Source organism: Pseudomonas sp. RC10, from assembly GCF_038397775.1.
Classification (GTDB): Bacteria; Pseudomonadota; Gammaproteobacteria; order Pseudomonadales; family Pseudomonadaceae; genus Aquipseudomonas; species Aquipseudomonas bambusae.
Genome location: NZ_CP151650.1, coordinates 4,781,290 through 4,806,795, shown reverse-complemented (window position 1 = coordinate 4,806,795; position 25,506 = coordinate 4,781,290). Strand labels below are relative to the sequence as shown.

Below are 25,506 nucleotides of genomic sequence, written 5' to 3'. Positions count from 1 at the left end.
CCGCTTGAAACAAAAAAACCGCAGCCTGAGAAGGTTGCGGTTTTTTTATGAGTCTCGGGAATCGCGTGAGCAGTCAGTTGTAGACGAAGAACCCGCGCCCGCTCTTGCGACCCAGATACCCCGCCGCGACCATTTCCTTGAGCAGCGGCGCAGGGCGGTATTTGCTGTCGTTGAAGCCCTCATGGAAAGCCTCGACGATGGCCAGCAACGTGTCGAGTCCGATCAGGTCGGCCAATGCCAACGGCCCGATCGGCTGGTTGCAGCCCAGACGCATGCCGTCGTCGATGTCTTGAGCAGTCGCCAGGCCTTCCTGAAACACCAGGATCGCTTCATTGATCATCGGCACCAGAATGCGGTTGACCACGAAGCCAGGCCGGTTGCCTGCGGTGATGGCGGTCTTGTTCAGGCGCTCGGCCAGCTTGATCGCAACGACGTGGGTTTCGTCGGCCGTTTGCAGGCCACGAATCACTTCGATCAGGCCCATCATCGGCACCGGATTGAAGAAGTGCAGACCGATGAAACGCTCCGGACTGTCGACGCTGGCCGCCAACTGGGTGATCGACAGCGACGACGTGTTGGAGGCAATGACGCAATCAGCCCCCACGTGCACGGCGATCTGTTTCAACAGGCGCAGTTTGAGGTCGAGGTTTTCGGTGGCCGCTTCGATCACCACCTGCGGCTCATTCAACTGCGCGTAATCGGTGATGCAGCGAATGCGTCCCAGCGCCTCTTCCGCCAGCTCGACCGTCAGCGTTTGTTTGTTGACCTGGCGCTCAAGGTTCTTGCGCACAGTGGCCAGGCCGCGTTCCAGCGCAGCGTCATTGATGTCTAGCAGGGTCACGTCGAACCCGGCAATCGCGCAGACTTGCGCGATGCCGTTGCCCATGGTGCCTGCGCCGATCACGGCGATGTGATGCAGGGTCATGCAGCCTCTCCCTTACACGCGTTCGAAGATGACGGCGATGCCTTGACCGCCGCCGATGCACATGGTGACCAAGGCATAGCGGCCGCCGATGCGGTGCAGTTCATGAATGGCCTTGGTGGCGATGATCGCACCGGTCGCACCCACTGGGTGACCGAGGGAAATGCCGGAACCGTTCGGGTTGACCTTTTCCGGGTCGAAACCTAGTTCGCGAGCCACGGCGCAGGCCTGGGCGGCGAACGCTTCGTTGGACTCGATGACGTCCAGATCGGCTACCGTCAGGCCCGCACGTTCCAGCACCTTGCGGCTGGCAGGAATGGGTCCCAGCCCCATCATCGACGGTTCGACGCCCGCGTGGGCATAGGCCACCAGGCGCGCCAGCGGCTTGAGGCCGTGCTCGCGCACCGTGTCACCGTTGGCCATCACCAGCGCGGCGGCACCGTCGTTCAGGCCCGAGGCGTTGCCCGCCGTGACCGTGCCGTCCTTCTTGAACGCGGTCTTCATCTTTTCCAGTTGCTCGGCGGTCACGTCGGCGCGTACGTGTTCGTCCTGTGCAAACGTGACGGTGCCTTTGCGGGTGGCGATTTCGATCGGCACGATCTGCCCTTCGAAGCGGCCTTCAGCGATCGCGCGGGCGGCGCGTTGCTGGCTGGTCAGCGCCAAGGCATCCTGATCGGCACGGGTAATGCCGTAGTTTTCGGCGATGTTCTCGGCGGTGATGCCCATGTGAATGTTGGCGAACGGGTCATGCAGCGCACCGAGCATGTAGTCATACGCCTGCACGTTGCCCATCCGCGCGCCCCAGCGGGCTTGAGGCATGATGTAGGCGCCACGGCTCATGGATTCGGTGCCGCCGGCCAGCACGGCGTTGGCATCCCCCAGCAACACGGATTGCGCAGCGGAGACAATCGCTTGCAGTCCCGAGCCGCACAGACGGTTGACGTTCATCGCCGGGGTTTCCTTGGTCAGACCGGCTTCCAGCGCAATGACGCGGGACAGATAGGCATCGCGGACTTCGGTCGGGATCACGTGGCCCATGACCACGTGCCCGATATGCTCAGCCGCCAGGCCGGAAGAGGCGAGGGCCGCGCGGCTGACCTGAGTGCCCAGTTCGATGGGCGAGACGTCTTTGAGGGAACCGCCGAATCCACCGATGGCGGTACGCAGTGCGCTGACGACGAAAACTTCGGTATTGCTCATGTCGACTCCTGAAACCCGTTGAATGAGAGGGATGGCAACGACGGGAGGCATTTCGGCCACGTGCCAATTGCGGGCAAGTCTAGATCGGCATTTGGGGCGGGCCTATGCCGAAACTGTCCAGATCGGCTGGCGTTCTTTACCATCAGCGCCGTGGCTTATAACGACAAAAGGAAACACGGCTCATGCGGGAAAAGGATTCGGTGTCGATTTATTTCGTCCAACTGGTGGTGCATGCCTTGCGCGACCAGCCTCTGCGCCTGCAATCGGTGCTGGAGGGGGCCGGAATCGACAGGGCGCTGCTGGACGATCCGACGGCCCGTGTGCCGGCCAGTGCGTTCGCGTCGCTGTGGCTGATTCAGATCAAGGAGCTGCGCGATGAATTCTTCGCCCTGGATTCCCACGGCATGCCGCTCGGCAGCTTCTCGTTGATCTGCCGGGGCTTGATCCAAGAGCCGAACCTGGAGAAAGCGTTGCGTCAATGTCTGGCCAACTTTGGGCTGTTCCTGCGGGACTTCAAAGGCAGCCTGATCGTGCGCGGTCAGCGGGCCGTGATTGCACTGGACAACCTCGCCACCGACCCTGAAAAACGCCGGTTTGGCGAAGAGACGTTTCTGCTGTTGATGATCAGCCTGTTGTGCTGGCTGGGCGGTCGTCGTATCACCATCGACCGCGCGCAGTTTCGCCACACCCGCGAACGGCTGAGCGACGATTCGCTGTTGTGGGGCTTCAACCTGAGCTTCGGTGAGGGGCGCACCGAGGTCGAATTTTCCAGCCAGTACCTGCGCCTGCCGGTGGTGCAGACGCTGCCGTCGCTCAAGTCATTCCTGCGCACGGCGCCGCAATGGTTGGTGATCCGCTTCCGCAATCAACGGGGCCTCGCCGCGCAGGTCTATCAGCGCTTGCGCGGCAGCCATTACGGCCACTGGCCGACGTTGTTGGAGATGGCCCTTGAACTGAAGCTGAGCCCCACCACGTTCCGCCGTCGGCTGGAACGCGAAGGCTGCGCGTTTCAGGGGATCAAGGACGACGTGCGGCGGGGTATCGCCCAACAGAAACTCCGCGAAACCGACATGAGCGTGGTTGAGATCGCAGCGCTGGTGGGTTTTCAAGAGCCCAGCGCCTTTCACCGGGCGTTCAAGAAATGGACGGGGGAAAGCCCTGGCGGCTACCGACGAGGGCGGGCTGCTCAAGGCTGACCCCGGCCTTCTTTGGCGGCCTGCAGTCGCCTACGGCAACCACGCCTTGAGCAGCGCCTGCTGATAAGCAGCGTCCTGAACCCAAGCGCTCAGGACCGCGTTGCGCAGGTGTTCGCCCCGTGCGATGCGGGCGCCTTCATCGTGCAAGTGTTCTGCTATCGCCCCTGACCATACGGCCACTTGATTGCTCAGGCGCATCACCGGCAGTTCGCCACGAAAGCCGTCCACGTCGCTACAAATGACCGGCACGCCACAGGCTCCGTATTCCAGTAGCAGGCTGTGATCACGGCAATGATTGCTCAGGGTGTCGCGCAGCGGGATCAACGCCAGATCCAGATTCAATCCGGTGAGCGCGTCGCGATTTCCCCAGAAATGAGCATTGCTGTGCACTTCAACGGCAAGGTGGTTGAGGCGCGCATGGCCACTGCCCAGCAGAATCCAGTCGACGTCGAGGTGGTGCATCAGCGCTTCGATCAAAGCGATGTCCGAGTGATGATCACCGCTCACGAAGCAGCCGATGCGCGGTCGCGGGTTGGGCCGACGCGACGGCAAAGGCATCGCCCATTCAGGGCTCAGGCGCGTGGGCAGAATCACTACGGGGCGTGCATCGCGATCGAATATCTCCGCCAGTGCGGGGGTCGCCACCACAATGCGGTCAACCAAATGCTGAGCGTTTTGAACGGCGCCGGCCATTTCCAGGTCGCTGGGCAGGCCATCGATGTCCAGGACCTTGAGGCATTTTGAATAGGACGCGAGCTCGCGCATTGACTCCAGGCGCGATGGGTCGAGGCGCCGATGCAGGACAATAGTGTCCGGCTGATAACGCTCCACGTCGATCACCCCGGGCAGCTGTACGCTGACCACTCCATCAAGCAGGCCTTCGGCTTTGAGGGTTTCGACCGGTTGCGAGATGCGCCGTTGGGCCGATGCGGAGGCGATGGCCGGGACCGCCAGTGCGGTGGGTATGGGCAGCCCTTTGAGTGGCCGCCAGGTGAATTCAGTACGCCCATCGAACTTGAAGCCGGTGTCTTCGAGGGATAGGTTAGGGCTGTATGCAGGATCGTTAGCCATGATGGTGAGCCATTTACTCATCATGCCGTGCTGTTCGGAGCGGAAGCGCTTGATCTTCGCCGCAAAGGCATTGGGATCGACATGGATCTGGCTGACGCTGCCTTCGTGCAGCAGTAATGCGTGAGGCGTCCAGACGACCAGATAGCCCTGTGCACTGACCTTCAGACACAGGTCGACGTCGTTGTAGGAAACTTTGAACAGTTCCTCGTCAAGCCCGCCGACTTCCTCATAGATCGATCGACGAACCATCAGGCAAGCTGCCGTGACGGCGCTGTAGTTCTGGTCGACCAACACACGTTGCATGTAACCCGGTGTGGCGGCAGGCTGACCGACAAAGGGGTGCCCGGCCGGGCCATTAAGACCGATGACCACACCTGCATGCTGAATCTGGCCGTCTGGAAATAGCAGCTTCGCACCGACGACCCCGACCTCCGGGCGCTGGGCGTGGTTGAGCAGCGCGTCCAGCCACCCCCCGTCGAGAATGGCCGTGTCGTTGTTGAGCAACACCAGGTACTCGCCCTTGGCGTGGGTGACGGCGAAGTTATTGATCGCCGAATAGTTGAACGGATACGGATAGCGCAGTACACGGATCTTCTCGCCGCCGATGGCCTCTAGCTCGTTCAGCCAGGCAATGGCTTCTTCGGTCTGGCTGTCGTTGTCGACGATGAGCAGCTCGTAATTGAAGTATCGGGTCTTTTCCAGCAACGTTTCCACGCAACGACGCAGGAAGGGCAGTTGGTCCTTGGTCGGGACAATGATTGAGACCAGCGGCTGAGTCGCGTGACCATAGTGGATGTGGTAATGGCGCAGCGGATACTCTCGGACCTGATGATTGGGGTAACCCCGACTGTCGAGGTGACGACCCAAGGCCAAGACTTCATCCGGGTTGGCGCTCAGTTGTGGCGGTTCACAGCTCACCAGCGGTTCTGCGATGTGTTCGATGCAGCTCAGGCCCCGGTCGTCGATGATTCGCAGGATCAGATCGAACTCCAGCGCTTGGGGCAGTTGGCTGTCTAGTCCACCCACGGCCAGAAACGTGTCGCGGCGAAACAGCCAATGCGTCGCCATGATCACAGGCAAGCTGATGAGGTAATCCAGATTGGTGTCGGGTTTGAATACCAGCCCTGCATGCCCGCTACTGAACTGAATTTCATCGCAGTACAGCATGCAAGCCTGCGAGTTCGACAACCGCTGTTCGAGCATGCAGATGCCACTGTCAATCAACTCATCTCCAGCGTTGAGCAGCAGGAGCCACTGGTGATCGACCTTGTCGATCAGTGAGTTGATCTGGTGCGCGGTGGAGGGGCCGAGGCGATCCCATTCCACGTCGAGAGGCAGCGGGCCTTCGGGTTCTAGAGGCGTGAGCACATGAACACCAATGCTCGTCGCAGAGCTGGCCTGCCAGTGCAGCACGCTTTTCAGCGTCTTTCCGAGCGCATCGACCGCTCCCGTCGAATCCAGGATGACGACGACCACGCTTGATTGAGCGTGTGCCGCTTGGTGTCGATCCAGCAGCCGACGTTGCACGGTGGTCAGATTGCGGTCTTCCAGCCAGCGGGACACCTGCAGGTTCATCTGGCTTTGGTGACGCTGCGCCGCTTGCAAGGTCAATGCGATAAACCGCTCCAATTCATCACGTTCCGGCGCCGTCACGTGTAGGTCATCGTTCAGCGGCAGCGTGAGGATCGTCGGCTCGGTCGCCCGGTGACTGACGTCGTGGCTGTGGTAGAACACCAAGTCGGTATCGACCGTGCCGACTTCTTTGGCAATCAGATCATCCGACGCGTTGAGGATGTAGCGCGCGACAACCCGGCTGGACAATGGGTTGCCTTGCAGTGAGCCGGGGTAGACCGCGATCGGCAGCCTCTGCTCGATGCTGCACGCCTCCAGAATCTCGTCCGTCAGCAACGGGGTGTTCAGGTGCGGACTGACCACCGTGCCTCCTGCGATGTACGCATTGAGCCCGGCGAGGTTCAACGCATGACACAACAGGTGCATGACCCGGCTGTCATTGTTGGTTTCTTGATAATCACCGGCGTAGAGGAAGTAGGGATGGGCTGTCTTTTTATCGAAAGTCACGGCGTACTCGATGATCATCAGAAATGACAGACGGGCTGATCGGCCTGTCAGAGAAGTGGCGGATAGGCGGCAAAAAACAAAGGTGCAGCAATATTTCGGCCAGTTAGTTCAGGAACACTGTGATGCTTGATATTTTGAACGACCGACGTTTATTTTGTACGCCTGCCGCACCACACCGCGCGGCCTGCCAGCCAAAAAGGATTTGAGTCATGTCGAGCGATGGCCATAATTCACTCGCACAGCGATTGATGGGCATTGATGAAATTGAATGCGTCACCCCGGACCTCAACGGCGTGCCGCGTGGAAAAGTGATGACGGGAGAGGGCTTTCTCGAAGGGCGACGCCTGCAACTGGCCCGGGGCGTGCTGCTGCAATGCATCATGGGCGGCTACCCGGCGGCGAAGTTCTACGGCAGTGACGACGGCGATCTGGCGCTGATCGCTGACGAGCAACAGATCCATCGCCTGCCCTGGAGCGATGAGCCGCGAGCATTGGCGATTTGCGACGCCGACGAGCTGGATGGCGAGCCGTCCAGCCTGTCCACCCGGGGCCAGCTCAAATCGGTGATCGCACGGTACGCGCGTCACGGCTGGTCACCGGTCGTGGCCACCGAACTGGAGTTTTTTGTCTTCGCGCCGAACAGCGATCCCGCTCAGCCGTTCAAGCCGCCGGTGGGGCTGGACGGTCGTCGTGAGGACGGGCAATCAGCCTTCAGCGTGACCTCCAACAACGGCCTGCGCCCGTTCTTCAGCGAAGTCTATAAATGCATGGCGGCGCTGGGGTTGCCTCGCGACACCTTCATGCACGAAATGGGCGTCAGCCAGTTCGAGATCAATCTGCTGCATGGCGATCCTTTATTGCTGGCGGACCAGACGTTCCTGTTCAAGCACATGCTCAAGGAAGTGGCGCTCAAGCACGGCCTGACCGTGGTCTGCATGGCCAAGCCGCTGGCCCATACGCCGGGCAGTTCGATGCACATCCATCAGAGCGTGGTCGACAGCGTCACCGGGCAGAACATTTTCAGCGATGAGCAGGGGGAGCCGACGGAGGCATTCCATCACTTCATTGGCGGGCAGCAGTCGGCAATGGCGGATTTCACCGCTTTATTTGCGCCGAACGTCAATTCCTACCAGCGTTTGTGTCATCCTTTCGCCTCCCCGAACAACGCTTGCTGGTCCCACGACAACCGTGCGGCCGGGTTGCGCATTCCGGCCAGTGCACCGGTCGCTCGTCGGGTGGAAAATCGTCTGCCCGGTGCAGACGCCAATCCCTACCTCGCAATTGCAGCTAGTCTTTCAGCCGGGCTGTACGGTATCGAGCAGCGGTTGCAGCCGTCGTCGCCGATTCAGGGGGAATTCGTCGTACCGGACAATCTCTCGCTGCCCTGTACCTTGCATGCGGCGTTGGAGCGTCTGAAACGCAGCGCTCTGGCCAAGGAACTGTTCGGCGCCGAATTCATCGAAGGCTACATCGCGTCGAAGACCCTGGAACTGACCAGTTTCTTCAACGAAATTACCCCTTGGGAGCGCCGCGTCTTAGCCTCTCAAGCTTAAGAACCGTGGTTCGAAAACCCTCCATTGGAGGAGGGTTTTCGTTTTTGGAAAGCCAATGCGCCAAATCTGGAAATCGTTTCGAGCGCTGTATTTTGCCTCACTGATGATGTTGATCGGTTCGGGCCTCCTGAGTACCTACCTTGCCTTGCGTCTCGCTGCCGATCAGGTCGATGGCCTGTGGGTCGGTGCGTTGATGGCCGCCAACTACGTCGGCCTGGCGCTGGGCGGCAAGGTCGGGCACCGGCTGATTGGCCGGGTCGGGCACATCCGCGCGTACGCAACGTGTGCGGGGATCGTCGGCGCTGCCGTTCTGGGCCACGGGCTGATCAATTACCTGCCGGCCTGGATCTTTCTGCGGATGATCGTCGGCCTCGGCATGATGTGTCAGTACATGGTCATCGAGAGTTGGCTCAACGAACAAGCCTCGCCCAAACAGCGCGGCACGGTGTTCAGCGGCTACATGATCGCGTCGTACCTGGGGCTGGTCCTCGGTCAGCTGATTCTCGTGGTGCACCCGCAACTGGGGCCTGAGCTGCTGATGCTGGTCGCGATGTGCTTCACGCTCTGCCTGGTGCCGGTGGCGATGACCCGCAGCATTCACCCGGCGCCGATGCGTCCTGCGCCGCTGGAACCGCTGTTCTTCATGCGCCGCGTGCCGCAGTCGCTCACCACGGTGCTGAGCGCCGGTCTGATCATCGGTTCGTTTTACGGCCTGGCGCCGCTGTATGCCGCGCAGCAGGGGCTGAGTACAGAGCATGTCGGTCTGTTCATGGCGACGTGTATCGGCGCGGGTCTTCTTGTGCAAGGGCCCTTGGGCAAACTGTCAGACCGCTATGACCGTGCCTGGCTTATTCGCGGCGTGGCCGGTCTGTTGGTACTGGCGGCGTTGCCACTGGCGGTCTTTCCGGGCTTGCCGCTGGAAGCGGTGTTCGCGATGGGCTTCATGGCGTCGTTGCTGCAATTCGCGCTGTACCCGCTGGCGGTGGCGTTTTCCAACGACCACGTCGAAGGCGAACGTAGGGTGTCGCTGACGGCCATGCTGCTGATGACCTACGGCGTGGGCGCCAGTATCGGGCCGTTGGTGTCGGGCGTGCTGATGAAGCAGTTTGGCAGCAACATGCTCTATGCCTTCGTCTGTTGCATCGCTTTGATTCTGACGCTGCGGATTCGTCCGAAAGCCGTCACCAATCTGCACCAGGTCGTCGACGCGCCACTGCACCACGTCGCGATGCCGGACAGCATGTCCAGCTCGCCACTGGTGGTGGCCCTCGACCCACGGGTGGACGAACAGGTGGTTCAGGATCAGATGCAGACCACGACGGAACCGGCGCCCGACGCTGCCGAGCCTCAGACAGGACAGTCGGCGGAGCCGCAACCGGGCAGCGAAGAACAGCCGGAACGGGTGGTGGCATCAGGCGAAGGCGTTGTGAGGCCGGTGGCTGTGGTGGACGGCGACGTCAGCACCGAGCCTCAGTCGGCCAAGCCGGATGCCGCTCATGATGCTTCGCGGGATGTGGGCGTGGATCGACCGTTGTAAGGCTCAAAACGCCTGTTCCCGAGTCTCGAACGTAGCGCTCAGTGCAGGGGGCCGCTTCGTTCCCATTGCAGGAGGAACAGGCTCCATGTCGCGTCGTCCAGCGGGCATTGCGCCTTGCCCGTCACCTCGATCACGGCGCTGACATGGTGTGTCAGCGCCGTCGGCAACAAGGCCCGGTGGGTGCGATAGTTCACCACCAGCGTGATGCTGGCGTCGGCGCTCAACAGCCGCTCGATCCGTTGCGCATCTTCACGCCGGGTCAGGTCGCCCGCCAGCACTTCCACCAGACGCCCGGAAACATCGGTGATCCGTCTGGCCACCGTTTGCAGCCGATCACGGTCCGCCGCGACCAGAATCAGATCGTATCCCTGAGCGGCCATGCGCCGCGCGTATGCCAGGCTTGGGCCTGACGAAACGCCGGTGATCACGGCGGTGCCTCTGTGACTGAACATCCCGCACCTGCTTTCTTGACGTTATCAAGCGTCAGGGTAAGCCCTGTCGCGATCGTGCACCGGTCATAAAAGCCACGAATAAAGACGTGTTTTCCGGCCTTGCACGAATGGCCGGAAAGGGTGTTTTTACGGCACATCGCGCCATCGCCCTCTCTCTAACATCAGTTCCCGAGATGCACACAACTCCACGGCCCTGACTGGCGGCGTGCGCATCAACCCTTACTTTCGGAGAACCGACATGAAATTGACCCAAAACACGATCTTCATCACTGGCGGCGGTTCGGGCATCGGCCGCGCCCTGGCGGAAGCCCTGCACCAACGCGGCAATAAGGTGATCATCGCCGGGCGCCGTGAGGCGCTGCTCAAGGAAGTCGCTGCGGCGAATCCAGGCATGGAAAGTGTGACCCTGGACGTCGGCGATGCAGCCGACATCGCCAAAGTGACCGCTGACGTGGTGCGCCGCTTCCCGACGCTGAACGTGCTGATCAATAACGCTGGCATCATGCAGATCGACGACGCCAGCAAGCCCATCGACGAAAAACTGTTGATCGATACCCTGACCACCAACGTGTCCGGCCCGATCCGCGTGACCTCCGGGCTGATTGAGCACCTTAAAACCCAACCCGATGCGGTCGTGATCAACGTCTCGTCTGTGCTGGCCTTCGTGCCACTGGCCCTGACTGCGGTCTACAGCGCGACCAAGGCGGCCCTGCATTCGTACTCGATGTCGCAACGGTTCATGCTCCGCGACACCTCGGTGCGTGTGCTGGAAATCGCGCCGCCGTGGACCCAGACCGACCTGTTGGGCAGCAACGACGAACCCCGCGCCATGCCGCTGGGCGAGTTCATCGAAGAAACCCTTGCTGCGCTGGGGACCGATGCCGATGAAATCCTGGTCGAACGTGCCAAGCCTCTGCGTGCAGCGCCAGGCCCGAACGAGATGGCTTTCGTGACCGAGTTCAACAACGGCTTCCTGGCCGGTTGACTCCCTTGCGTCGCTTTGTCCCGTTGCCTCTGGCGCGGGGCAGTGCGTCTGCATTTTTGATTGAAAGTGCGCTTCAAAGAGAAGGCTTGCTTGCGAGTCGCTTGGGTCTAGAATCGAGTTCTTTGTGACGGGCACCGCCTCTATGCAAACCGTTGCGCTTATTGTCCGGCCTGATTTTCAAGTCATGAGCCTCGCCGCGTTGTCGGCGTTCGAATTTGCCAATCTGGCGGCCGAGAAAAAACTGTACGACATCCACGTCTTGTCTGAGCATGGCGGGCTGGTGGCTGCCAGCGCGTTGTACACCTCGGTGGCCACTCAACCATTGGATCGTCCGCAATTCGACACGGTGCTGATCAGTGGCGCCATGGATGCGTCGTCGGCCTCACCGGCGATCAATGCGTTTCTCATCGATGCCTACGCGACGTCCCGTCGGGTGGGCGCGTTGTGCGTGGGCGCGTTTGCCCTGGCCGAAGCGGGATTGCTTGATGGGCGTCGCGCCACCGTGCACTGGGCGCGGGCGCGTGAAATGCGTGAGCGCTTTCCCGCCATCAAGGTCGAGGAAGACCGGATTTACATCATTGACGGCAAAATCTGGACCTCGGCCGGCATGACGGCGGCACTGGACCTGACCCTCGGCATGGTGGAAAAGGACCACGGCGCCGAGCTGGCGCGCAAGGTGTCGCAGCATCTGGTGCTCTATCATCGTCGCGCCGGCGGACAGTCGCAGCATTCGGCGATGTTGGAGATGAGCCCCAGCTCCGACCGCATCCAACTGTCGCTGGAGTACGCCCGCAAGCACCTGCGGCGGGAGCTGTCGGTGGAAGAGCTGGCTGACGCCGCCTGCCTGAGCCCGCGCCAGTTCAGCCGGTCATTTCGGGCGGAAACCGGCATGTCGCCCGCCAAGGCCGTGGAGAACCTGCGGCTGGAAACGGCCCGCCTGATGATGGAGCAGGGGCGTCACTCGCTGGAAGCGGTGGCCACAGAAACGGGATTCGGGGATCGGGAACGCATGCGTCGGGCGTTCATTCGTGTCTATGGGCAGTCACCCCAATCGCTGCGACGCAGTTTTGGCCCCGTGGTGGACGCGTTCTAACGTGCCACACGGCGCGTACCTGTGCACGGCCTCACCCTGTGGGGGTCGCCAGACGTCCCGGCGACACTGAACTTCTGTAGGAGCGAATTTATTCGCGAAGATTGACCAGCCGCTGGAAATGCATCAGCTGTACCGCCCCCTTCGCGAATAAATTCGCTCCCACAGGTTGAGGTCGCGTCAGGCCTCGGTCTCGAAGGCAACGCAGAACTTCTGTGGGAGCCAATTCATTCGCGAAAGAAGGATCAGGCGACGGAAATGCGTGGGCTGTACCGGCCCTTCGCGAATGAATTCGCTCCCACAGTTGAACCTGCGCCAGCCGCCAAACTTCGAGGCGAAACCGGCTTGTGTGGGATGCCGCCAAAAGGGATAGGTGGAAGATGAAACGGCCCCGAAGGGCCGTTATCAGAAGTCGTCGTCTTTGTCGAAGCGACGGGCTTCGCGCTGCAATTGGTACACGAACCGTTCGACCTGGCGTTGCACCAACCCGCTGATGTTGTGGAAGCGAACACCGGCGAAGGTGGTGTTGATCTTTTCTTCGAAGTGCAGGTATCGCAGTTCTACCGAGGTGCTCATGCTGCCGAAGGGCAGGGAGGCGATAAAGCGTTCGTAGACCTGACCCAGTTGCATACGTTCGGAGACGTCGCCTTCAAAGCGCAATTTGCAGCCGGTGGCCGAGACATCCAGCAGTTTGCCGCGCAACGGCGACTTGAGCTTGTCCCCGCCGATTTCGATGTCCACCAGCGAGGCCAGCTTCAATGCTGCGCGGAAGGCATTGCGGCGTTGGTGGTAAACGACTTCTTCAGGCAGCGGGCCACGGTAGCTGTGCGGCTCCTCGATGATGGTCATCTGCGCCTTCACTTCCCAGGCGATTCGCACGCCGTCGTGGAAGCCTTCGACGCGAAACGGCTCGCCATTGGCCAGATACCGTTCACCGTCGCGGGGAATCATTTCGTCGAGCGCGATCTCGTTGCTGTCGCGATCAACGTCGATGACATAGCTCTGGAAGCGCTGACTGCGCTCGTGAAAAGTGATGATCAGCGGATCATGACTTTCCATCAGCAACCGCATGTTGGCGGCAATTTCCAAAGGCGTGGTAAGTACCTTCGGGGGCTGCGGAACATCTTCCGCGCTTGAGGCATTCACGGTTTATCCATCTCCAGGCAAAAAACGACAGCGTGCGGCCGAGGCATTTTGCCATCATGTTGCACGCCTTGATACAAGAACTTACGCCTGGCTGAGCGGACGTGGTCTGGCCCTGCCTGATGTCGAACCCCGGCTGTCATAGAGCGTTGGAGTGTCGCCACCGTTGAGGATTCTGAGTTGCTGTGCCGTGGTCAGTTGCTGTAACTGAATCAGGCCGCCGTTCTGTTCATTGGCCGCTTGGCACTCGGCTATCAGTGCACTCAGTTCATCACCCGCTGTTAATAACGCCTCACCCACTGACGAGTGTTTAGCCACTTCCTCAAGTCCCGCTCGACTGGCGGGCAGGCCAAGACTCGACAACAGTTGCGAGCGTCTGCGTCCGTGCTGTTCGAGCACGATCACCAACGCCTGTTTCTGCGCCAGGATGTGTTCCATTTCGACCATATTGCGACCATGCAGCGCCAATGACTCGGCCTTCAGGATCTCCAGCAGATGCTGGGCTGGCGCAATATCGTCCGTGATCAGTTGAAGCAAAGTAGTGTCTTGCATCGCATGCCCTGGGATTTAAGCGTCCAGAAGCCCCTGCGCGGACCGGGGGCTAGCGCTGGGCTTCAAAATTAAGCATTTTGCTCGCAACACGGTTGCTGTCGACCTTGTAGCTGCCGTCGGCGATAGCCTGCTTCAACTCAGCGACACGGCTGCTGTTGACGACGGGCTGATCACGCAACGAATCAGTGATCTTCTGCAACTGTTGAGCTTCGCTGCTCAAATGTACTGTCTCGCCACTGCCGCTGACGCTTTCGGAAGTGCTGACCGTCGCCGCGGCGTCGGTTTTGCTGGATTCCTTGGCGTTAGGAGTACGTGTCGTACCTCCAACGGTGGTGGAACTATTCAAACGACTGAAGTCGATGACCATGATTGAAAACCTCTGGGTTCTAGGACGCTTGCCTTGGTTTCGGCCAAACCCGGAATAACTTTAGGGCCTATACGAAAACAGTCTCAAATGGACTGCGTATCAGGCGTATGGGTTCCGAGTGTAGGAAAAGCGCAAGCGTAGCGCCAGAGGACATCAGCGTTTACATAGGCACCTCGACCTGACCGGGGGCCACGATATTGGCCTTGATCACGCGTTTCGAATTCAGGTTTTTCACCCGTATCTGTTCGTTGAAGCCGCCATCCGAGAGGGCCTCGCCGGGCATGCGCACACTCATCGAGCCGCTGCGCGCACTGATGACCACCTGATCGCCCTTGTGCACCATTTGCGGCTGCTCCAAGTGAACGGGCGTCAGAATCTGATCGATGACCGTTGGTCGGACCACTTTCTGCCCGACCGCCTGATCGAGGGAATCAAGAAAGCCTTGCCCCAGCTGCCCTACGTCGCGTTCGCGCAGCGCCACATCGCCTTCAGAAACGATGGCATCTCGCTTCATTGGGCGGACCACCGTCACGACATTGCGAAACAGATGTACCTGGGCGGGCACGAACACCGTCCATGGAGCACTGCCTTCGCAGCGTACTTTGACGGTGACCCGGCCGATGGGTTGGGCGGGGCTTTCCAGTGACGCTGTCAAATCCTTGTCGCAATGCGCCATGCGCAAGCGAGGGTCGAGCTGCTTGACCTCGATCTCGTAACGACCGGCGGTCTGGCTGGTGGCCAAATAGTCTTCGACGGTGAATTCAAGAAAGCCCTGGGTGACGCCGATAAGTTGTTCAGGCAAGGTCACATTGTCCGCACGGCTGATCCCGGCGGCACAGAGCAGACACGCCGCCATGAGCAGGCTGACAAGACTGCGAAGGGCGGAGGCCGGGTGTCGGGATACTGTCGTTTGTGTGTTCATGACAGGTAAATAGCAAGGCCCGTGCCGCTTGCCGATGGGGCAGTGCGCAATTGGTCGTTTTGGGAAGGAGTGGGGCATGGCTGGTGTTTTGGATTCAGTGAACCAGCGCACTCAACTGGTAGGGCAGAACCGCCTTGAACTGCTGCTGTTCCGTCTGGATGGCAAGCAGTTGTATGGGATCAACGTGTTCAAGGTAAAAGAGGTGCTTCAGTGCCCAAAACTTACCCATATGCCCAAATCCAGTCCGATTGTGCGCGGAGTGGCAAATATTCGTGGCGGGACCATTCCGATCCTCGATCTGGCAATGGCAACGGGTGCGGCCCCGTTGGGCAGCGTTGACAATGCGTTCGTCATCATTACCGAATACAACACCAAGATTCAGGGCTTCCTGGTGCATTCGGTCGAACGCATCGTGAACATGAACTGGGAAGACATTCATCCGCCACCCAAGGGCACCGGTCGCGATCACTACCTCACGGCCGTGACGCGTCTGGACAACCAGTTGGTGGAAATCATCGACGTGGAGAAAATCCTCGCCGAAGTGGCGCCCGTGTCGGAAAACATTTCGGCGGGTGTGGTCAGTGCGGAAGTCCAGCACAAGGCCGTTTCCCTGCGAGTGCTGACGGTCGATGACTCCTCGGTGGCGCGCAAGCAGGTCACCCGTTGCCTGCAGACCGTGGGCGTTGAAGTCACGGCGTTGAACGACGGTCGTCAGGCGCTGGAGTTCCTGCGCAACCTGGTGAACGAGGGCAAGAAGCCCGAAGAAGAATTTCTGATGATGATCTCCGACATTGAAATGCCGGAGATGGACGGCTACACCTTGACTGCCGAGATCCGCAACGATCCGCGCATGCAGAAGCTGCACATCATCTTGCATACTTCGCTGTCTGGCGTCTTCAACCAGGCGATGGTGAAGAAGGTGGGCGCCGATGATTTCCTGGCCAAGTTCCGGCCGGACGATCTGGCAGCTAGAGTGGTAGAGCGTATCAAGGCGGCAGATATCAGTTGAGGAGGGGCGTTCCCTCCTGGCTGTTCACATGATTTGAGAGGCGGCATGTCTACAGGTAATTTGGATTTTGAACAGTTCCGGGTCTTCCTGGAAAAAGCCTGTGGCATTTTGCTGGGTGAAAATAAGCAGTATCTGGTGTCCAGCCGCCTGAACAAGCTGATGGAGCAGCAGGGCATCAAGTCGCTGGGTGAGTTGATCCAGCGTATCCAGAGCCAGCCCCGCAGTGGTTTGCGTGAGCAGGTGGTGGACGCGATGACCACCAACGAAACGTTGTGGTTTCGCGACACCTATCCGTTCGAGGTGCTCAAGAGCAAGGTCTTGCCGGAGCAGATCAAGGCCAGCCCTGGCTTGCGTCCACGCATCTGGTCGGCGGCCTGTTCGTCGGGGCAGGAGCCGTACTCGTTGTCGATGTCGATCGATGAGTTCGAGCGCAGCAATCCGGGGCAATTGAAGGCCGGTGCGCAGATCGTCGCGACGGACCTGTCGGGCAGCATGTTGAACAATTGCAAGACGGGCGAGTACGACAGCCTGGCGATTGGCCGTGGGCTCTCGCCCGATCGCCTGCAACGCTATTTCGATCAGAAAACGCCCGGCCGCTGGACCGTCAAGACGCCGATCAAAAGCCGGGTCGAGTTCCGTTCGTTCAACCTGCTGGACAGCTATGCGGCGCTGGGTAAATTCGACATCGTGTTTTGCCGGAACGTGTTGATCTACTTTTCCGCCGAGGTGAAGAAGGACATCCTGCTGCGCATTCATGCGACGCTAAAGCCGGGCGGGTATCTGTTCCTCGGGGCGTCGGAGGCATTGAACGGTTTGCCGGATCATTACCAGATGGTGCAGTGCAGCCCGGGGATCATTTACCAGGCCAAGTGATGGTGGGTTGGGCGATGGTCTTGAAACCCTGCTTCGGCGGGGTTTTTTTTTTGGGGCCTGTCGCCATTTCCCTGTAGGAGCGATTCATTCGCGAAAGATTGAAGGGCGACAGAGATGTCGCCTGTGCGGGCCTTTCGCGCATGAATTCGCTCCTACAGTTGAACTCACAGCGCGCCCCACCGGCAAAAAAACGACACCCCGCTTGCCGCTTTCCTCCCCGACAGCGGAAATCACTTGCCGCTTTTCTGGCATTGCCACGGTGCAAGTCCTTTGAAACCCCATGAATACGGGTGTTTTGGAAAGTGGCACGCCGCTTGCTATCTCTCTGTCACGAACATCTGGTCAACCGATAAAGGTTCCCGACATGAGCATCAGCTTCGAAAACGCACTGGGCATTCACGAGAAAGCGCTGAACTTCCGCGCCCAACGTGCCGAAGTGCTGGCCAACAACATCACCAACGCCGACACGCCTAACTACAAGGCGCGCGACCTGGATTTTTCCAAGGTGCTGGCGGCCGAGAGTGACAAGGCCAAGAACGGCACGTTCGCCTTGAACACCACCAACAGCCACCACATCGAAGCCAGTGGCATGGACGCCGGCGAAGCGAGCCTGCTGTACCGCACGCCGTCGCAGCCGTCGCTTGACCAGAACACCGTCGACACTCAGGTCGAGAACGCTAATTACGCGGAAAACGCCATTGGCTTCCAGGCCAGCTTCACCCTGCTCAACAGCAAGTTCAAAGGGCTGGTTTCAGCCCTGCGCGGAGAGTAATTCATGTCTCTATCCAGTGTTTTCAATATTGCCGGTAGCGGCATGAGTGCCCAGAACACTCGCCTGAACACCGTGGCCAGTAACATCGCCAACGCCGAAACCGTCTCGTCCAGCATGGACAAGACCTACCGTGCCCGTCACCCGGTGTTTGCCACCGTGTTTCAGGGGCAGGAGTCGGGAGGCAGCGCTTCGTTGTTCGAAGATCAAGGCCAGGCGGGCACCGGCGTGCAGGTTTCCGGCATCGTCGAAGACGCGTCCAACCTGGAAGCGCGTTACGAGCCCAACCATCCGGCGGCTGACAAGAACGGTTACGTGTATTACCCGAACGTCAACGTCGTCAACGAGATGGCAGACATGATCTCGGCCAGCCGTTCGTTCCAGACCAACGCGGAAGTCATGAACACCGCAAAAACAATGATGCAAAAAGTCCTGACCCTCGGTCAGTGATAAGGGGCGAACGCCATGACGGCTGTAAATAACGACACATCGAGCGACTACCTCAAGTCGCTGCAGACGGCGACCTCGGGCAAGGTTGGCGACTCTTCCACCGGGGCGAGCACGCTCGGCAAGGATTCCTTTCTGAAACTGCTGGTGACGCAACTGCAGAACCAGAACCCGCTGGACCCGCAGGACAACAGCCAGTTCGTGGCTCAGTTGGCGCAGTTCAGCAGCGTGGAAAGCCTGCAAAACCTGAGCACCTCCGTCGATGCCATCGGTGGCATGTATCAGTCGTCGCAAGCGTTGCAGGCGTCGTCTCTGGTGGGTCGCTCGGTGATCATCGACGGCACCTCGACCTCCGTCGACACCACCAAAGGCATGACCGGTCAGGCGGTGTTGCCTTCGACCAGTACCCTCACCTCCGTCAAGATCAAGGACAGCACCGGCACCGTCGTGCGCACCCTGGATCTGGGCGAGCAGAAGGCCGGCACCACCAACTTCACGTGGGACGGCAAGAACGACGCGGGCGAAACCGTGCCTTCCGGCAACTTCAGCTTCGAGGCGACCGGTTCGCTGGATGGCAAGAACACCGGTCTGACCACCTACCTGCCCGCGACCGTCAACAGCGTGACCATGGGCACGGCAGGCAGCCCGCTGACTCTCAATCTGGCCAACGGCACCAACATTGCCTTGACCAAAGTTCAACAAATCGGAATCTAGAGCCGACTCGACGGCGCAGGAGTGATACATGTCTTTCAATATCGGTCTGAGTGGGCTCTACGCAGCGAACAAAAGTCTGGACGTGGCGGGTAACAACATCGCCAACGTCGCCACGGTCGGCTTCAAGGCCTCCCGTGCGGAATTCGCTGACCAATACGCGCAATCCATCCGTGGCACCTCCGGTGGCACCGACGTGGGCAGCGGCGTGCGTACCGCAGCGGTGACCCAGCAGTTCACCCAGGGTTCGCTGACCACCGGCACCGGCCGTGACCTGGACCTTGCCATCAACGGCAACGGTTTCTTCATGATGAGCAACAACGGTGAGAAGCTGTACACCCGTGCAGGCAACTTCCACACCGATACGTCCGGCAACATCATCGACAACAACGGCAACCGTCTGCAGGGCTATGCCACTGACGGCAACGGCAACGTCATGACCGGCGTGCTGACCGACCTCAAGATCGACAACTCGAACATGGCGCCGAAGGCCACCTCGGCGATTTCCATCGCGTCCAACCTTGATTCGTCCCAGCTTATCAACACCGGCGCGGCGTTCGACCCGGCTGACACCAGCACCTACACGTCGACGTTCAGCACGCCGATTTACGACGATCAGGGTAACGAGCACACCCTGTCCCAGTATTTCCGCAAAGACGCTGCGAACGAATGGACCATGTACAGCCTGATCGATGGTCGGAGTATCGATAACCCGGCAACTACCCCGCCAGTCGCCGACGTCACGAAGCTGTCGTTTGACGGCAGCGGCAATCTCCTGCCCATTACCACGTCCGGGCCCAACGTGACGGTGAACGCGACCGACAACACCTTGGTCATCAACGGCTGGAAGCCAGGCCAGAGCACGCTCGACAGCACCGGTAAGACGGTGTGGGTAGAGAGCAAGGCCACCGGCAATGCCACGATGAAGCTGAATATGCTGGCGACCACCCAGACCAACGCTGTGGGCGGTCCGATCTCCAAGAAGCAGGACGGTAACTACACCGGCCAGATCAGCGCCATGAGTGTTGACTCCACCGGCAACCTGTTCGCCAGCTACACCAACGGCCAGTCCAAAGTGATCGGCCAAGTGGCGCTGACCACCTTCGCCAACGTCCAGGGCCTGGCTCCGGCGGGCGGCACCATGTGGCGTGAAACCTACGCTTCGGGCATCCCGGTCACCGGCGCGCCGGAATCGGGTACGCTGGGCAACATTACCGGTTCTGCGCTGGAAGAATCCAACGTCGACCTGACCGGCGAACTGGTTCAGTTGATCAAGGCGCAGAGCAACTACCAGGCGAACGCGAAGACCATCTCGACCGAGAGCACCATCCTGCAAACCACGATTCAAATGGTTAACTGATTCGGCGACAGTCGAATCCTTAAACAGCCCCTCTTCGGAGGGGCTTTTTTTTGTCCGTCCCATTCCGAAAACATCAAGAGCTGTCCCACTCCATAACTGGAAATTTCCTACGTTCGTCAATGGGAGAATCGAATTCGCCCGCAAATCAATGCCATTGAACCGGAGCCGTTCGATTGCATTCATTTGCCCGCGAAACCCAATGCATTGACGAACGTGTCGTGAAAACGACTCAGGGAGAGTTCATGTCATTCAACATCGCGATCTCCGGATTGAACGCCGCGCACAAACGAATGGAAGTCGCCGGCAACAACATCGCCAACGTCGGCACCACTGGCTTCAAATCATCCCGAGCGGAATTTTCCGCCCTCTACTCATCCTCTGCATTTGGCGGCAGCCGTACCGCGGTCGGCGACGGTGTGCAGTTGGCCAACGTCAGTCAGGACTTCGCCGAAGGCGGCGCGCTTTCTGGCACAGGCAAGCCGCTGGACATGCGCATCCAAGGCAAGGGCTTTTTCGTCATGAGCGACAACGGCGCCGTCAGCTACACCCGCTCCGGCGCCTTCCATGCCGATGCCGAAAACTACGTCATCGATGCCCATGGCAGCCGCTTGCAGGGGTATGCGGTGAACGCCGATGGCACCGTCATCAGCGGTGTGCGCAGCGATCTGAGAATCGAGGGCGGCAGCATTGCCCCCAAGGCGACGAGCCGCATTGAGCGCACGTTGAATCTGGACGCTGCCGAAGCGTCCCTGGCCGCGATCCGCACGTTCGACGCCAATGATCCGACGACCTACACGCGCATGACCACGCAAACGATTCAGGATGCTGGCGTGCCTGAGATCAAGGAGGTGAAGGGCAAGGACGCGAATGGCAACGACCTCATCATTACCCACGCGCAGCCAGCGATCCCGCCGCAGGACCATGCGCTCAACCAGTATTTCGTGAAGCTCGACGACAACACCTGGACCTCGTATGTGCTCATCGATGGTGTGAATCCTCTGGACCCGTCCAGCTTCGCGCCGCTGGAGGTGGGGTTGCATCAATCGTCCCTCGGCCGACTGTCGATGACCGGCACCAGCGCGGCGGTGAGCGTGACCAGCGACACCGAGTTGTCGCTGCAGGGCTGGCGGCCGGCAATTCAGGTCAACGGCAGTTGGGTGGCGAGTCAGGCAGCCAGCGGCGGGCCGGTCGCCTTGCCGCTGACGGACGCCACTGGCCCGATGCTCAACCCGGCCGATGGGGCGATGGCGCGTCCGGTGCCGACGTTCGACCCTGCGGACCCCACGACCTACAACAAGGCCTGGACGGCGGGCATTTTCGACAGCCTCGGCAATCAGCACCTCCTGACTCAATACTTCGTCAAGGACGGCAACAACAGCTGGAAAACCCACCTCCTCATCGATGGTCGCAATCCGCAGGACCCGGCACGCACCGATCCCCTGACGGCCAGCGTGCTGTTCGGCAGTAACGGTGAGATGCGTTCGCTGGTAGCCGGAAATGGCCTGACGGTCGCCGACCATAAACTGACGCTCAGCGGCTGGGTGCCCGGCAGGCCGCTGGATGCCGGCAAGCCGGGAGGGCGCTGGGGCGCAAACGGGGCGACGGCCGATGCAAGTGGCATCGTGATCGACCTGGGCAAACTGACCCAGCATCAGACCGCGTCGGCCAGCGCCAATCTGGTGGTGAACGGTTATGCGGCGGGAGAGGCGAACCAACTGTCCGTCGACAAGAGCGGGGTCATCAGCATGAATTTCAGCAACGGCCAACACCGCAAGATCGGTCAGGTGATGCTCGCCAGCTTCGCGAACGTTCAAGGCCTGACCCCGATCAGCAACACGCGATGGACGGAAAGCCATGCGTCCGGCGTCGCCAATTACGACGCGCCGGGCGCGGGGAATCTGGGGGGCATCGTCAATCAGTCGCTGGAAGGATCAAACGTCAATCTCACCGATCAACTCGTGGAATTGATTCAGGCGCAGACGGCGTATCAAGCCAACTCCAAGACCCTGTCCACCGAGGCAGAATTGATGCAGACGTTGATCAGGGCGACGTGATTTATCTCTAAAGCGAATCGTGATCGGGCTGGCCGCCGGCCGAGGGAGCGCCACCCCGGCATTCCAACGGTCTGCTGCCAGATCCAACAATTTCAAACGCATCATTCCGGCATGACCGCCCTGAGGCCAGAATCGAATGCGGTGATCGCCCTGCTATCACGCTTCTGCCGAAGGCGTAGGAGCAAGCTTGCTCGCGATCTGGCGCGCAGCGGCAGCAACACCTGTGAACCGCGACCCTCCTGACACACCGCATGTACCAGATTTGCTATTGCTGCTGCCTGCAATCGACAACTTCGACCATGCCACTCCGGTGGCTCTTACCGGCTTCCACCCGAATCAAACCCCCTTATCAAATCGAACAATCCGCCTTCACAAACGCGCCACTGATCCGGACCCAGCCCTTGCCGGGGCTGGTCTGGGCGCAGATCGTCGTGTGTTTCCCCTGCCACCAGTAATAAGACGCCGGGGCCGCAAGGGCCGCGGCCGAAAGGCAGGTGAGGGTGAGGAGGAGGGCGAAGCGCAGGCGCATGACAGATTCCTGTGGGCAAAAGGCCGATGGGGCAAGTCGCTGCAATTATCGCTCCGGTCGCGAAATTTTTTTGGCGGCATCCGGGCAGGTTTGCGTCGAAAGTGGCGGTCCACCGTCGCGGTGAAAATCTGAGCCTTGGCCAAAGTCCGCTCGCGGCCAATAACCATTGGTGAATCAGCACTTTGTATCACGCCTGAAAAACTGGTTCGATTATTGCTATGACCTCATCAGTACAGCTACAGGCGGCAAGCGTCTGTCGGAGGAGGAAGACTGTGGACAAGTTGCTTTACGTGGCCATGAGCGGAGCGTCTGAAAACGCCATCGCGCAAAAGGCCCATGCCAACAACCTGGCGAACGTCTCGACCAACGGGTTTCAGCGCGACCTCGAACAGGCGCGCTCGATGCCGGTGTTTGGCGAGGTGAACCCGTCGCGCGCCTATGCCATGAGCGAACGTCCGGGCACCGACTTCAGTCAGGGTTCGATGATCGACACCGGTCGCGAACTCGACGTTGCCGTCAAAGGCAATGGATGGATGGCTGTTCAGACCGCCGACGGCGGCGAAGCCTACACCCGCACCTCCAGCATGAACATCGACGCCCTCGGCGTGCTGCGTGATGGCAATGGTTTGCCGGTCATGGGCAACAGCGGGCCGATTGCCGTGCCGCCTCAGCAACAGATCGAAATTGGCGCCGACGGCACGATCAGCGTCCGCTCGCTGGGTGAAAGCCCGCAAGTCATGGCGCAGATCGACCGCATCAAGCTGGTGAAGCCGGACCTGGCCAACATGGAAAAAGGCCCCGATGGCCTGATGCACACCAAAGACGGCAAACCGGCGCAGGTCGATGCCGATGTGCAAGTGGAATCCGGATTTCTGCAGTCGAGCAACGTCAACGCCGTCGAGGAAATGACCTCGGTCCTGGCGCTGTCCCGTCAGTTCGAACTGCACGTCAAAATGATGAAGACCGCCGAGCAGGACGACGAGTCGATGGCTCGCGTCTTGCAGATGGGCTAATGACTGACAGCTTGCGCCGACAATCAGGCGCTTGAGGAGATAAACGAATGCTTCCGGCACTCTACGTAGCGAAAACCGGTCTGGCCGCCCAGGACACCAACCTGACGACCATTTCGAACAACCTGGCCAACGTCTCGACCACGGGCTTCAAAAGTGATCGCGCCGAATTCCAGGACCTGCTGTATCAGATCAAGCGTCAGCCAGGCGCGCAGTCCACTCAGGACAGCGAACTGCCATCGGGCCTGCAATTGGGTACGGGTGTGCGCATCGTCGGCACGCAGAAGAATTTCACCGCCGGTAGCTTGCAAACCACTGACCAGCCGCTGGACATGGCGGTCAATGGCCGTGGTTTCTTCCAGATTCGCCAGCCCGACGGCACCGTGGCGTACACCCGCGACGGTACTTTCCATCTGGACCAGAACGGCCAGATCGTGACCTCTAACGGCTATGCCCTGGAGCCTGCGATCGTCGTTCCACAGGATTCGCAGACCTTCACCGTCGGCGAAGATGGCACCGTGTCGATCACGACCTCGGCCAACACGGCGACGCCGCAGATCATCGGCAACATCCAGACCGCCGACTTCATCAACCCGGCAGGCTTGCAGTCCCAGGGCGGCAACCTGTACCTGGAAACCGCTTCCAGCGGCGCGCCACAAGTCGGTACGCCAGGCCTGAACGGTCTGGGCGTGGTCAAGCAGAACACCCTGGAAAACTCCAACGTCAGCACCGTTGAAGAGCTGGTGAACATGATCACCACTCAGCGCGCCTACGAGATGAACTCCAAAGTGATCTCGACCGCCGACTCGATGCTGCAGTACGTGACGCAGAACCTGTAATGGGCTTTTTGAACGGAATCTGAACCACCTGATGTCCTGCGACGAAACACCTGATCAATCCGATGGGGCGCCTGAAAAACGCCTGCTACACCGCGAGGTTTTAAGTGTCATGAAACGGCTTTTTGTATTGCGGCTTTCCCTGTTGGCAGCACCGCTTTGCGGTATCGCGCTGTTGACCGGTTGCGTTGCGCCTTCGGCCAAACCCAATGACCCTTACTACGCGCCGGTGTTGCCACGAACGCCGCTGCCTTCGGCGGCGAACAACGGCTCGATCTACCAGGCCGGTTTCGAGCAAAACATGTACGGCGACCGCAAGGCTTACCGGGTCGGTGACATCATCACCATCACCCTGTCCGAGCGCACGGCAGCCAGCAAGGCGGCCAGTTCCGGCATCAGCAAGACCAGCAAGACCAGCCTGGGCCTGACCTCCCTGTTTGGCGCCGGTGTCAGCACCAACAACCCGGTGGGTGGGGGCAGCCTCAGCCTGGACGCCGGTTATGAAGGTGACCGTGCCACCAAGGGCGACGGCAAGGCCGCACAGAGCAACAGCCTGACCGGTTCGATTACCGTGACCGTGGCCGACGTGCTGCCCAATGGCATCCTGTCGGTGCGCGGCGAGAAGTGGATGACGCTCAACACCGGTGACGAGCTGGTGCGCATTGCTGGGCTGATTCGCGCCGACGACATCGCCACTGACAACACCGTTTCGTCCACTCGCGTGGCCGATGCACGGATCACATATGCCGGTACAGGTGCGTTCGCCGATTCCAGTCAGCCAGGCTGGTTCGACCGATTCTTCCTCAGCCCGTTGTTCCCTTTCTGATAGCGGGATAGCC

The 25,506-nt window shown here is 60.1% G+C and carries 24 protein-coding genes; 15 read left to right on the top strand and 9 right to left on the bottom strand.

What is annotated here, in order from left to right; genetic code table 11:
- Positions 1-73: 73 nt before the first annotated feature.
- Together AAEO81_RS21915 and AAEO81_RS21910 are read right to left on the bottom strand one after the other, a co-directional pair.
- Positions 74-925, bottom strand: a complete 852-nt coding sequence (locus AAEO81_RS21915) for a 3-hydroxybutyryl-CoA dehydrogenase (RefSeq protein WP_341959002.1) — start codon at positions 923-925, stop codon at positions 74-76.
- A gap of 12 nt (positions 926-937) precedes the next feature.
- On the bottom strand, positions 938-2,122 hold the full coding sequence (locus AAEO81_RS21910) for an acetyl-CoA C-acyltransferase family protein (RefSeq protein WP_166598049.1): 1,185 nt from the start codon (positions 2,120-2,122) through the stop codon (positions 938-940).
- A 182-nt stretch (positions 2,123-2,304) separates the two neighbouring features.
- On the opposite strand from AAEO81_RS21910, the gene AAEO81_RS21905 reads away from it, so the two are divergent.
- On the top strand, positions 2,305-3,318 hold the full coding sequence (locus AAEO81_RS21905) for an AraC family transcriptional regulator ligand-binding domain-containing protein (RefSeq protein WP_341959001.1): 1,014 nt from the start codon (positions 2,305-2,307) through the stop codon (positions 3,316-3,318).
- 30 nt (positions 3,319-3,348) lie between these two features.
- Here the strand turns inward: AAEO81_RS21905 and AAEO81_RS21900 are convergent, their stop codons facing one another.
- Positions 3,349-6,468, bottom strand: a complete 3,120-nt coding sequence (locus AAEO81_RS21900; protein ID WP_341959000.1) for a glycosyltransferase — start codon at positions 6,466-6,468, stop codon at positions 3,349-3,351.
- Positions 6,469-6,779: 311 nt separating this feature from the next.
- Here AAEO81_RS21900 and AAEO81_RS21895 point away from each other — a divergent pair, with 311 nt between their 5' ends.
- Both AAEO81_RS21895 and AAEO81_RS21890 read left to right on the top strand, forming a co-directional pair.
- Positions 6,780-8,021 (top strand): glutamine synthetase family protein, encoded by a 1,242-nt coding sequence (locus AAEO81_RS21895; protein WP_341964595.1) that lies wholly within the window; start codon positions 6,780-6,782, stop codon positions 8,019-8,021.
- Positions 8,022-8,076: 55 nt separating this feature from the next.
- Positions 8,077-9,558 (top strand): MFS transporter, encoded by a 1,482-nt coding sequence (locus tag AAEO81_RS21890; protein ID WP_341958999.1) that lies wholly within the window; start codon positions 8,077-8,079, stop codon positions 9,556-9,558.
- Positions 9,559-9,596: 38 nt separating this feature from the next.
- Here AAEO81_RS21890 and AAEO81_RS21885 read toward each other — a convergent pair whose 3' ends face one another.
- On the bottom strand, positions 9,597-10,010 hold the full coding sequence (locus tag AAEO81_RS21885; protein ID WP_341958998.1) for an SDR family NAD(P)-dependent oxidoreductase: 414 nt from the start codon (positions 10,008-10,010) through the stop codon (positions 9,597-9,599).
- Between the two features lie 238 nt (positions 10,011-10,248).
- Here AAEO81_RS21885 and AAEO81_RS21880 point away from each other — a divergent pair, with 238 nt between their 5' ends.
- Both AAEO81_RS21880 and AAEO81_RS21875 read left to right on the top strand, forming a co-directional pair.
- Complete coding sequence (locus AAEO81_RS21880) at positions 10,249-10,995, top strand: SDR family NAD(P)-dependent oxidoreductase (protein ID WP_341958997.1); 747 nt, start codon at positions 10,249-10,251, stop codon at positions 10,993-10,995.
- A 142-nt stretch (positions 10,996-11,137) separates the two neighbouring features.
- Positions 11,138-12,088, top strand: a complete 951-nt coding sequence (locus AAEO81_RS21875; RefSeq protein WP_341958996.1) for a GlxA family transcriptional regulator — start codon at positions 11,138-11,140, stop codon at positions 12,086-12,088.
- Between the two features lie 402 nt (positions 12,089-12,490).
- On the opposite strand, the gene AAEO81_RS21870 is transcribed toward AAEO81_RS21875, so the two are convergent.
- The 4 genes from AAEO81_RS21870 to flgA all read right to left on the bottom strand — a co-directional run bounded on the left by AAEO81_RS21870 (position 12,491) and on the right by flgA (position 15,003).
- Positions 12,491-13,231, bottom strand: a complete 741-nt coding sequence (locus tag AAEO81_RS21870; RefSeq protein WP_166598041.1) for a flagellar brake protein — start codon at positions 13,229-13,231, stop codon at positions 12,491-12,493.
- A gap of 81 nt (positions 13,232-13,312) precedes the next feature.
- A complete protein-coding gene (locus AAEO81_RS21865; RefSeq protein ID WP_166598040.1) occupies positions 13,313-13,780 on the bottom strand; it encodes a flagellar protein FlgN in 468 nt (155 codons plus the stop codon).
- Positions 13,781-13,829: 49 nt separating this feature from the next.
- Entirely contained in the window at positions 13,830-14,147 is a 318-nt protein-coding gene (gene flgM, locus AAEO81_RS21860) for a flagellar biosynthesis anti-sigma factor FlgM (RefSeq protein ID WP_341958995.1), read from the bottom strand.
- A gap of 160 nt (positions 14,148-14,307) precedes the next feature.
- The gene (gene flgA, locus AAEO81_RS21855; RefSeq protein WP_256665382.1) at positions 14,308-15,003 is read right to left on the bottom strand and encodes a flagellar basal body P-ring formation chaperone FlgA; all 696 of its coding nucleotides are present in this window, start codon (positions 15,001-15,003) and stop codon (positions 14,308-14,310) included.
- A 142-nt stretch (positions 15,004-15,145) separates the two neighbouring features.
- On the opposite strand from flgA, the gene AAEO81_RS21850 reads away from it, so the two are divergent.
- From AAEO81_RS21850 to AAEO81_RS21820, 7 genes are all read left to right on the top strand, one after another.
- Positions 15,146-16,078 carry a chemotaxis protein CheV gene (locus tag AAEO81_RS21850; protein WP_341958994.1) on the top strand — a complete coding sequence of 311 codons (933 nt, stop codon included), beginning with the start codon at positions 15,146-15,148 and terminating at the stop codon, positions 16,076-16,078.
- Between the two features lie 45 nt (positions 16,079-16,123).
- Positions 16,124-16,951 carry a protein-glutamate O-methyltransferase CheR gene (gene cheR, locus AAEO81_RS21845; protein ID WP_166598036.1) on the top strand — a complete coding sequence of 276 codons (828 nt, stop codon included), beginning with the start codon at positions 16,124-16,126 and terminating at the stop codon, positions 16,949-16,951.
- Positions 16,952-17,315: 364 nt separating this feature from the next.
- Positions 17,316-17,723: a flagellar basal body rod protein FlgB gene (flgB, locus tag AAEO81_RS21840; protein WP_166598035.1), complete on the top strand. Its 408-nt coding sequence runs from the start codon at positions 17,316-17,318 to the stop codon at positions 17,721-17,723.
- Between the two features lie 3 nt (positions 17,724-17,726).
- Positions 17,727-18,170: a flagellar basal body rod protein FlgC gene (gene flgC, locus AAEO81_RS21835; RefSeq protein ID WP_166598034.1), complete on the top strand. Its 444-nt coding sequence runs from the start codon at positions 17,727-17,729 to the stop codon at positions 18,168-18,170.
- A gap of 15 nt (positions 18,171-18,185) precedes the next feature.
- A complete protein-coding gene (gene flgD / locus AAEO81_RS21830) occupies positions 18,186-18,881 on the top strand; it encodes a flagellar hook assembly protein FlgD (RefSeq protein ID WP_341958993.1) in 696 nt (231 codons plus the stop codon).
- 28 nt (positions 18,882-18,909) lie between these two features.
- Positions 18,910-20,238, top strand: coding sequence for a flagellar hook protein FlgE (gene flgE, locus AAEO81_RS21825; protein ID WP_341958992.1), 1,329 nt, complete (start codon positions 18,910-18,912; stop codon positions 20,236-20,238).
- A 242-nt stretch (positions 20,239-20,480) separates the two neighbouring features.
- The gene (locus tag AAEO81_RS21820; RefSeq protein ID WP_341958991.1) at positions 20,481-22,292 is read left to right on the top strand and encodes a flagellar hook protein FlgE; all 1,812 of its coding nucleotides are present in this window, start codon (positions 20,481-20,483) and stop codon (positions 22,290-22,292) included.
- A gap of 349 nt (positions 22,293-22,641) precedes the next feature.
- On the opposite strand, the gene AAEO81_RS21815 is transcribed toward AAEO81_RS21820, so the two are convergent.
- A complete protein-coding gene (locus AAEO81_RS21815; protein WP_341958990.1) occupies positions 22,642-22,821 on the bottom strand; it encodes a hypothetical protein in 180 nt (59 codons plus the stop codon).
- Between the two features lie 272 nt (positions 22,822-23,093).
- On the opposite strand from AAEO81_RS21815, the gene AAEO81_RS21810 reads away from it, so the two are divergent.
- The 3 genes from AAEO81_RS21810 to flgH all read left to right on the top strand — a co-directional run bounded on the left by AAEO81_RS21810 (position 23,094) and on the right by flgH (position 25,493).
- Complete coding sequence (locus AAEO81_RS21810; RefSeq protein WP_341958989.1) at positions 23,094-23,834, top strand: flagellar basal body rod protein FlgF; 741 nt, start codon at positions 23,094-23,096, stop codon at positions 23,832-23,834.
- 47 nt (positions 23,835-23,881) lie between these two features.
- Positions 23,882-24,670 (top strand): flagellar basal-body rod protein FlgG, encoded by a 789-nt coding sequence (flgG, locus tag AAEO81_RS21805; protein ID WP_166598028.1) that lies wholly within the window; start codon positions 23,882-23,884, stop codon positions 24,668-24,670.
- A gap of 109 nt (positions 24,671-24,779) precedes the next feature.
- Entirely contained in the window at positions 24,780-25,493 is a 714-nt protein-coding gene (gene flgH, locus AAEO81_RS21800) for a flagellar basal body L-ring protein FlgH (RefSeq protein WP_166598027.1), read from the top strand.
- The last annotated feature ends 13 nt before the right edge of the window (positions 25,494-25,506 follow it).

Bases quoted from the DNA above. Each gene is read 5' to 3' on its own strand.
- flgB (WP_166598035.1), top strand. From the start codon at position 17,316: ATGAGCATCAGCTTCGAAAACGCACTGGGCATTCACGAGAAAGCGCTG.
- AAEO81_RS21885 (WP_341958998.1), bottom strand. From the start codon at position 10,010: ATGTTCAGTCACAGAGGCACCGCCGTGATCACCGGCGTTTCGTCAGGC.
- flgM (WP_341958995.1), bottom strand. From the start codon at position 14,147: ATGGTCATCGACTTCAGTCGTTTGAATAGTTCCACCACCGTTGGAGGT.
- flgD (WP_341958993.1), top strand. From the start codon at position 18,186: ATGACGGCTGTAAATAACGACACATCGAGCGACTACCTCAAGTCGCTG.
- AAEO81_RS21915 (WP_341959002.1), bottom strand. From the start codon at position 925: ATGACCCTGCATCACATCGCCGTGATCGGCGCAGGCACCATGGGCAAC.
- flgC (WP_166598034.1), top strand. From the start codon at position 17,727: ATGTCTCTATCCAGTGTTTTCAATATTGCCGGTAGCGGCATGAGTGCC.
- AAEO81_RS21850 (WP_341958994.1), top strand. From the start codon at position 15,146: ATGGCTGGTGTTTTGGATTCAGTGAACCAGCGCACTCAACTGGTAGGG.
- AAEO81_RS21880 (WP_341958997.1), top strand. From the start codon at position 10,249: ATGAAATTGACCCAAAACACGATCTTCATCACTGGCGGCGGTTCGGGC.
- AAEO81_RS21865 (WP_166598040.1), bottom strand. From the start codon at position 13,780: ATGCAAGACACTACTTTGCTTCAACTGATCACGGACGATATTGCGCCA.
- AAEO81_RS21875 (WP_341958996.1), top strand. From the start codon at position 11,138: ATGCAAACCGTTGCGCTTATTGTCCGGCCTGATTTTCAAGTCATGAGC.
- flgA (WP_256665382.1), bottom strand. From the start codon at position 15,003: ATGGCGGCGTGTCTGCTCTGTGCCGCCGGGATCAGCCGTGCGGACAAT.
- flgH (WP_166598027.1), top strand. From the start codon at position 24,780: ATGAAACGGCTTTTTGTATTGCGGCTTTCCCTGTTGGCAGCACCGCTT.
- AAEO81_RS21815 (WP_341958990.1), bottom strand. From the start codon at position 22,821: ATGCGCCTGCGCTTCGCCCTCCTCCTCACCCTCACCTGCCTTTCGGCC.
- AAEO81_RS21910 (WP_166598049.1), bottom strand. From the start codon at position 2,122: ATGAGCAATACCGAAGTTTTCGTCGTCAGCGCACTGCGTACCGCCATC.
- AAEO81_RS21820 (WP_341958991.1), top strand. From the start codon at position 20,481: ATGTCATTCAACATCGCGATCTCCGGATTGAACGCCGCGCACAAACGA.
- AAEO81_RS21895 (WP_341964595.1), top strand. From the start codon at position 6,780: ATGACGGGAGAGGGCTTTCTCGAAGGGCGACGCCTGCAACTGGCCCGG.
- flgE (WP_341958992.1), top strand. From the start codon at position 18,910: ATGTCTTTCAATATCGGTCTGAGTGGGCTCTACGCAGCGAACAAAAGT.
- AAEO81_RS21890 (WP_341958999.1), top strand. From the start codon at position 8,077: ATGCGCCAAATCTGGAAATCGTTTCGAGCGCTGTATTTTGCCTCACTG.
- cheR (WP_166598036.1), top strand. From the start codon at position 16,124: ATGTCTACAGGTAATTTGGATTTTGAACAGTTCCGGGTCTTCCTGGAA.
- AAEO81_RS21905 (WP_341959001.1), top strand. From the start codon at position 2,305: ATGCGGGAAAAGGATTCGGTGTCGATTTATTTCGTCCAACTGGTGGTG.
- flgG (WP_166598028.1), top strand. From the start codon at position 23,882: ATGCTTCCGGCACTCTACGTAGCGAAAACCGGTCTGGCCGCCCAGGAC.